This is a genomic window from Kitasatospora sp. NPDC127121, assembly GCF_042677305.1.
In the GTDB taxonomy this organism is placed as follows: Bacteria; Actinomycetota; Actinomycetes; order Streptomycetales; family Streptomycetaceae; genus Kitasatospora.
The window spans coordinates 58,160-64,995 of record NZ_JBHXTQ010000044.1; the positions used below are offsets into that span (position 1 = coordinate 58,160).

Here is a 6,836-nt window from a genome sequence, read left to right on the forward strand (position 1 = left end):
GCGCCCTAGAATGCGGCGTCCACCGTACGTACGGCGTACCGGAGGACCCTGCCGCGCCACGCGGCGGCAGGCCTTCGGCTCCGTCCCCGGCTCCACCGCAGCGCGCCCACGGCACCGGTTTACCGACCGTTTCCGGATCCTTGGTATGCGCATTGCCTGATGAAGGAAAAGGCATTGAAGGTCCATCACACGTGCTCCCCCGGAGTGACCGGACGGCGTCCCGCAGCCTCTACGCTGAGCTTCCATGAGCGTTCCCGTGTCCGTTGAGCCGAGCCCCGAGCAGCCGCGTCGTCGACGCGGCCTGCAGACGCTTCGCACCCAGGCGGCGGCCGTTCCGAGGGCCTGGCTGCCCCGCGCGGTCGGGTACGCCTGTCTGCTGATCGGCCTGGTCGACATCGCCAGCGCGGTGTTCCCCAAGCTCCGGCACTCCAAGATGCACACCTTCACCGGGCAGCTGCCCGGCGGCACCACCTCGCTGGCCGCGGTCGGGACGATGATGGTCGGCCTGCTGCTGGTGCTGCTCGCGCACGCGCTGCGCCGGCGCAAGCGGCGGGCCTGGCGGGCGGTGTGCGTGCTGCTGCCGGTCGGCGCCGCGCTGCACATCGTGCGCTGGCACCAGGTCGGCCCGGCCGTGGTCTCGCTGGCGGTCTTCGTGGTGATGCTGGTGCACCAGCGCGAGTTCTACGCCAAGGCCGACCCGCGCACCCGCTGGCGGGCGCTGGTCAACCTGATCGTGATGGGCGCCGTCAGCGTGCTGCTCGGCCTGCTGATCGTGAGCACCCGGACCAAGTACGAGATCGGCTACCCGGCCCTGCCCGAGCGCCTCCAGCACGTCGTGTACGGGCTGTTCGGCTTCGAGGGGCCGATCCGGTACAACAACGTCCGGATGTCCGACCTGGTCGCCTACCTGCTCGGCGGGCTGGGCCTGCTGACCGCCTTCACCACCGCCTACCTGGCGCTGCGCCCGGGCAAGCCCAAGCCGGAGCTGACCCCGGAGGACGAGGAGAAGGTCCGCGAGCTGCTCACCCGGCACGGCGAGCGCGACTCGCTCGGCTACTTCGCGCTGCGCCGCGACAAGAGCGTGCTGTTCTCGCCCACCGGCAAGGCCGCGATCTCCTACCGGGTGGTCTCCGGCGTGATGCTCGCCTCCGGCGACCCGGTCGGCGACGTCGAGGCCTGGCCGGGCGCGATCAAGGTGTTCATGGCCGAGGCCCGCGAGCACGCCTGGGTGCCGGCCGTGATGGGCTGCAGCGAGGTCGGCGGCGAGGTCTGGACCCGCGAGGCGGACCTGGACGCGCTGGAGCTGGGCGACGAGGCGATCGTCGACACCGCCACCTTCTCGCTCGCCGGCCGGGCCATGCGCAACGTCCGCCAGATGGTCAAGCGGATCGAGCGCAACGGCTACTCCTGCCAGGTGCGCCGGGTCCGCGACCTCAGCGTGGAGGAGAAGCAGCGGATCGCCGACGCCGCCGCCCGCTGGCGCGGCACCGACACCGAGCGCGGCTTCTCGATGGCCCTCGGGCGCTTCGGCGACCCGCTGGACGACGACTGCGTGGTGGTCACCGCCCACAAGGCCCCGGAGGAGGGCGAGAGCGGCGACGACCTGAAGGCCGTGCTGCACTTCGTGCCCTGGGGGCCGGACGGCATCTCGCTGGAGCTGATGCGCCGCGACCGCGCGGCCGACCCGGGCCTGAACGAGCTGCTGATCGTCGCCGCCCTCCAGGCCGTGCCCGCGATGGGCGTGCGCCGGGTGTCGCTCAACTTCGCGATGTTCCGCTCGGCGCTGGCCCGCGGCGAGCGGATCGGCGCCGGCCCGGTGCTGCGGGCCTGGCGCGGACTGCTGGTGTTCCTCTCGCGCTGGTTCCAGATCGAATCGCTGTACAAGTTCAACGCCAAGTTCCAGCCCGAGTGGGAACCGCGCTTCCTGGTCTTCCCGAACACCCGGGACCTGCCGCGGATCGGCTTCGCCGCGATGCAGGCCGAGGCCTTCATCACCCTCGGCATGCCGCGCTTCGGCCGGCGGCGCCAGCGGGAGGGCCTGATGCCCACCCCGGGCGCCCGCGACGTCACCGAGGCCGCCTGAGGCACCGCCGCGACCAACGGGGCCCCCGCCGAGAATCCTCGGCGGGGGCCCCGTTCGATAATGGGCACATGAGCAACTCGCCGTCCTTCTCGCTGCCGGCCGGACTGCCGCGGCTCGACCGCTGCGCCGTGATGGGTGTGGTCAACGTCACGCCCGACTCCTTCTCGGACGGCGGCCTCTGGCACGACCCCGCCAAGGCGATCGCGCACGGGCTCGCCCTGCGCGCCCGCGGTGCGGACCTGGTGGACGTCGGGGGCGAGTCCACCCGGCCCGGCTCGCAGCGGGTGCCCGAGGAGGAGGAGCTGCGCCGGGTGCTGCCGGTGGTGCGCGAGCTCGTCGCCGCCGGGGTCGTGGTGTCGGTCGACACCATGCGGGCCTCCGTCGCCGAGCAGGCCGTGGCGGCCGGTGCCGCGCTCGTCAACGACGTCTCCGGCGGGCTCGCCGACCCGGCGATGGCACAGGTGGTCGCCGACACCGGCGCGCCCTTCGTGGTGATGCACTGGCGCGGCCAGTCCGCGGACATGGAGCGGCTGGCGGTCTACCGGGACGTGGTGGCGGACGTCGTCGCCGAGCTGGCCGTCCGGGTGGACGCGCTGCTGGCGGCCGGGGTCAAGGAGGACCAGCTGATCCTCGACCCGGGGCTCGGCTTCGCCAAGACCCCCGAGCACAACTGGGCGCTGCTCGGCCGGCTGGACGCGCTCACCGCGCTCGGCCGTCCCGTCCTCGTCGCCGCATCGCGCAAGCGGTTCCTGGGTACGCTGCTGGCCGACCCGCAATCCGGGGCGCTGCGCCCGGCCCGGGAGCGCGACGACGCGACCGCCGCGGTGTCGGTGCTGTCGGCCCAGGCCGGCGCCTGGGCGGTGCGGGTGCACGACGTGTCCGGCACGGCGGACGCCGTCCGGGTGGTCGCGGCCTGGCAGCACGCGGCCCGGCAAGGGGTGAGGGAGGGTCTGTGACAGGTGACGGCAGGCTGAGCGGCGGAACGGCCGGCCAGGCCCGCGAGGCGGACCTGGAGGCGGTGCTCGCGGCGAACCAGGCGCTCTACCAGGCACTGGAGGAGGGGGACCTGGAGGCGGTCGAGGACGCCTGGCTGGGGGCCGCGGACGCGGACGACAAGGGCGGCGTGGTGTGCGTGCACCCCGGCTGGCCGGTGCTGCGCGGGCGGGCGCAGGTGACCCGCTCGTACATGCTGATCATGATGAACACGGAGTACATCCAGTTCTTCCTGACCGATGTCGAGGCCGAGGTCCACGGAGATGTGGCCCTTGTCACGTGCACCGAGAACATCCTCTCCGGCGGCGAGGCGGAGGAGGAAGGGGAACTCGGTCCGCTGGTCGGCGGAAAGGTCGTATCCACGAATCTGTTCCGCCGTACCCCGGGCGGGTGGAAGCTCTGGTCGCACCACGGTTCACCCGTTCTGACCAGCGGCGACGACGAGGACGAGGACTGATTCGGGCGGCCTTCGGAAAACGCCGCCGGGAGGTCGCCCGGGAATTCCCGAGTGGTCACCGAACGTTCACGTCAATCGCCATTCCGGTGCGCGTGGCGACGGTTCGTGCCGGGTAGGACGGTCAGACGTTGTCAGCGCCCGCGGGTAGATTCGAAACGGAGTGGCGGGTGTGCTGCCCGCCTTCGCCCCGCCCGTCCATGCCATTCTCCGGGTGGGGCCCGTCCGACTGGGAGCAGTGATTCGTTTGCTGGACCGCGTCACCCTGCGGGGGCTGCGTGCCCGGGGCAACCACGGCGTCTTCGAGCGCGAGCGCATCGAGGGCCAGACCTTCGTGGTCGACCTCGTGCTGTACCTGGACACCCGCCCCGCCGCGTCCGGCGACGACCTCACCCGCACGGCGCACTACGGCCTCGTGGCCGAGGAGGTCACCGCGATCATCGCCGGGGAGCCGGTCGACCTGATCGAGACCCTGGCCCAGCGCATCGCCGACCAGTGCCTGAAGCACGAAGCGGTCGAGGAGGTCGAGGTGACCGTGCACAAGCCCGACGCCCCGATCACCGTGCCGTTCGACGACGTGACCGTGACCATTCACCGGGGCCGCGCATGACCGCCGCCGTGCGCCCCGTTCCAGTTGCAGAGGGATCTCGATGAGCACCAGCGACCCGACCGCCTCGCCGACCACGTTCGACCTGGAGAGCCGGGTGGACTCCGCCGACACCACACTGCACAGCCAGCACTGCGCGGTGATCGCACTCGGCAGCAACCTGGGCAACCGCCTGGACACCCTCCAGGGCGCCGTCGACGCGCTCGCCGACACCCCCGGGCTCAAGATCAAGGCCGTCTCCGCGGTCTACGAGACCGAGGCCGTCGGCGGCCCGGACGAACAGCCCAACTACTACAACGCGGTCGTCGTGCTGCGCACCTCGCTGCCGCCGCGCGACCTGCTGGAGCGCGGCAACGCGATCGAGGACGCCTTCGGGCGGGTCCGGACGGTGCACTGGGGTCCCCGGACCCTGGACGTCGACATCCTGGCCTACGAGGGCGTGCTCAGCGACGACCCGCAGCTGCTGCTGCCGCACCCGCGCTCGCACGAGCGGGCCTTCGTGCTCGCCCCCTGGCTGGACGCCCAGCCGGAGGCCGAGGTGCCCGGCCACGGGCAGGTCGGCGCACTGCTGGACGCGCTCGGCGGCCCGGGCGCGCAGGGCGTCCGGCGGCGGGACGACATCCGGCTGACGCTGCCGGAGTGACCGGCCGCGGCCCGGCGGCCCGGTGAGGGCGGCCGGGGAACTCGACCGGGGGGCCCGGCCGTACGAGTAGGTGTCCGCCGTTCGCGCGGGTGCCCGCCCGGTCGGGCCCGGTACGGTGGCCTGGCGCCGCCGCGCCGGGCCACCGGGCGACGGCCGGCTCTGGTAACCCCGGGAAGGACCTCCTCCGAGTGAAGCTGCTTCGCCTCCGCCTGCTGGTCGGCATCACCGCTGCTACCACGGCGCTGTCCTGGGCCGGTGCCAAGCTCTGGGCCTCCCTGGACACGCTGCCGGCCGTGCCGGTCGCGGCGCCGGTGGTGCTGGCGGCGGTGGCGGTGGTCCTGTTGGCGACCGCCCTCTCGCTGCGGTCCCGGCTGAAGGCGGTGCGCGAGCGGCAGCCCGGCGCGAAGGGCGTCGACCCGCTGCTGGCGGCCCGGGCGGTGGTGCTGGGGCAGGCCAGCGCGCTGGTCTCGGCGGTGGTCACCGGCGTCTACGCGGGCGCGGGGATCTTCCTGCTGGGCGAGCTGGACGTGTCGGCGCGCAAGGACCAGGCCGTCACGGCCGGGCTCGCGGTGCTGGCGGGGGCCGCGGTGATCGCGGCGGCGCTCTGGTTGCAGCACGTGTGCAAGCTGCCGGAGAACCACGACGATCCGAGCGGCCCGGCGCCCTCGCCCCGTTGAGTAGGTCCTTTTTCGTGATCTTGAGTGAAACGCCGGGCACGTGCGGTAAAACTTGCGCACTGTCAAGGGCGGAAGAGGACCCTGGGCTGACACGGCCCCAATTCGCACGCTAGTTTCTTGGCATGTCTCGCGGACGCCACCGTCATTCCTCCGTCCTCGGCCGGATCTTCCCCCCCACCGCCGCCGGCGTGCTGCTCGTCGCTGCGCTGGCCGCCCTGCTCTTCAGTCAGGACGCCGTCCTGGTGCGTTCGGTGGGTGTCGCGGCGGTCGTCGCGACGCTCGGCTTCGCGCTGCTGCTGCGGCAGCGGGACAAGGCGGCCCGGGCGGCCGCCGAGATGGCCGCGGCGCAGCGGCTGCGGGCCGAGGAGCGGTTCGAGGAGCAGCTGGCGGAGGCCGAGTACGCGGCTGAGGTCGCCGAGGAGCGGGCCACCCGGTTCGGGCGGCGGCTGACGGCGGAGAAGTCGCGGCTGGCGAAGGCCGAGACCGAGATCGCCCGGCTGCTGCGGGAGCGGGCCGTGACGGTGGCCGAGCAGGCGCTCAAGGAGGCCGAGGCGGCCCAGCGGGCGCTCGCCGCGAGCCGCCCCAAGTACCCGGCCAGCCCGGCCGCGTTCGTCCGTGCCGCGTCCGTGCTGCGGGTGTTGGAGCGGCGGGCGGCGGAGCAGGAGGCGCGGCGGGAGCGGACGGCGGGCTCGGCGGTCGCGCTGCGGGCGCGTACGGCGCCGGCCGCTGCGGCCCAGGCGCCCGTGCCCGTGGCTGCCGTGGTGGCGCCCTCGGTGCCGGCGCCGGTGGCCCCTGCGGTGCCGACTCCGGAGCAGGCTCCGGTGGCACAGGCACAGGCACAGGCACAGGCACAGGCACAGGACCAGACCCAGGCGTCGGTGCGGCCCGCGCCGGTGCGCCCGGCGCTGACCGCCACGGTCGGGCAGCTCGGCGGGACGCCGTCCGCTCCGGTCGCGGCGCCCGCGCCGGTGGAGCGGCAGCGGCCGCGGTCGGCGCAGTCCGGGGCGGTGCGCGGGCCGGGCTTCAGCTTCTTCGGCCGTGGTGCGGGCGCGGCCGTGCGGGCGGCGGCCCCGGCGCCGGCGGTGGGCAGCGTCGCCGAACTGGGCGAGCGCACGGACCTGGCCGACGTGGTGGGCGACGAGGCGGTGGCCGCGCAGGCGAAGGCCGAGGCGCAGGAGGCCCAGGAGGCTCGCGAGGTGCAGGAGGCCGTGGCCGGCTCGCAGGCGTCGCAGCCGGCGGCCGAGCCTGTGCCGGGCGCGCCCGCGGTGGTGGACCTGACCCCGGAGGACGAGACCGAGCTGATCCAGCTGCCGGAGCTGCGCGCCTCGCGTTAGGTCCGGATACGCGAAAGCGGCGCGGGACATCGGTGTGACCGATGT

General features: G+C 73.8%; 7 protein-coding genes. All 7 read left to right on the forward strand.

The annotated features are described in order from the left end of the window. The first annotated feature begins 244 nt into the window (after positions 1 to 244). A complete protein-coding gene (locus tag ACFVHI_RS22040) occupies positions 245 to 2,083 on the forward strand; it encodes a phosphatidylglycerol lysyltransferase domain-containing protein (RefSeq protein ID WP_380341890.1) in 1,839 nt (612 codons plus the stop codon). Positions 2,084 to 2,151: 68 nt separating this feature from the next. After that, a complete protein-coding gene (gene folP / locus ACFVHI_RS22045) occupies positions 2,152 to 3,039 on the forward strand; it encodes a dihydropteroate synthase (protein ID WP_063348247.1) in 888 nt (295 codons plus the stop codon). Further along, entirely contained in the window at positions 3,036 to 3,533 is a 498-nt protein-coding gene (locus ACFVHI_RS22050) for a nuclear transport factor 2 family protein (RefSeq protein WP_063348246.1), read from the forward strand. The genes folP and ACFVHI_RS22050 overlap by 4 nt, the downstream gene beginning before the upstream one ends. 247 nt (positions 3,534 to 3,780) lie before the next feature. Further along, positions 3,781 to 4,140, forward strand: a complete 360-nt coding sequence (gene folB, locus ACFVHI_RS22055) for a dihydroneopterin aldolase (protein WP_063351209.1) — start codon at positions 3,781 to 3,783, stop codon at positions 4,138 to 4,140. Between the two features lie 40 nt (positions 4,141 to 4,180). Further along, positions 4,181 to 4,780, forward strand: coding sequence for a 2-amino-4-hydroxy-6-hydroxymethyldihydropteridine diphosphokinase (gene folK / locus ACFVHI_RS22060; RefSeq protein WP_063348245.1), 600 nt, complete (start codon positions 4,181 to 4,183; stop codon positions 4,778 to 4,780). A 188-nt stretch (positions 4,781 to 4,968) separates the two neighbouring features. Next, the gene (locus tag ACFVHI_RS22065) at positions 4,969 to 5,457 is read left to right on the forward strand and encodes a DUF3180 domain-containing protein (RefSeq protein ID WP_063348244.1); all 489 of its coding nucleotides are present in this window, start codon (positions 4,969 to 4,971) and stop codon (positions 5,455 to 5,457) included. 122 nt (positions 5,458 to 5,579) lie between these two features. Then, the gene (locus tag ACFVHI_RS22070; protein WP_380341894.1) at positions 5,580 to 6,791 is read left to right on the forward strand and encodes a hypothetical protein; all 1,212 of its coding nucleotides are present in this window, start codon (positions 5,580 to 5,582) and stop codon (positions 6,789 to 6,791) included. Positions 6,792 to 6,836: the final 45 nt, after the last annotated feature.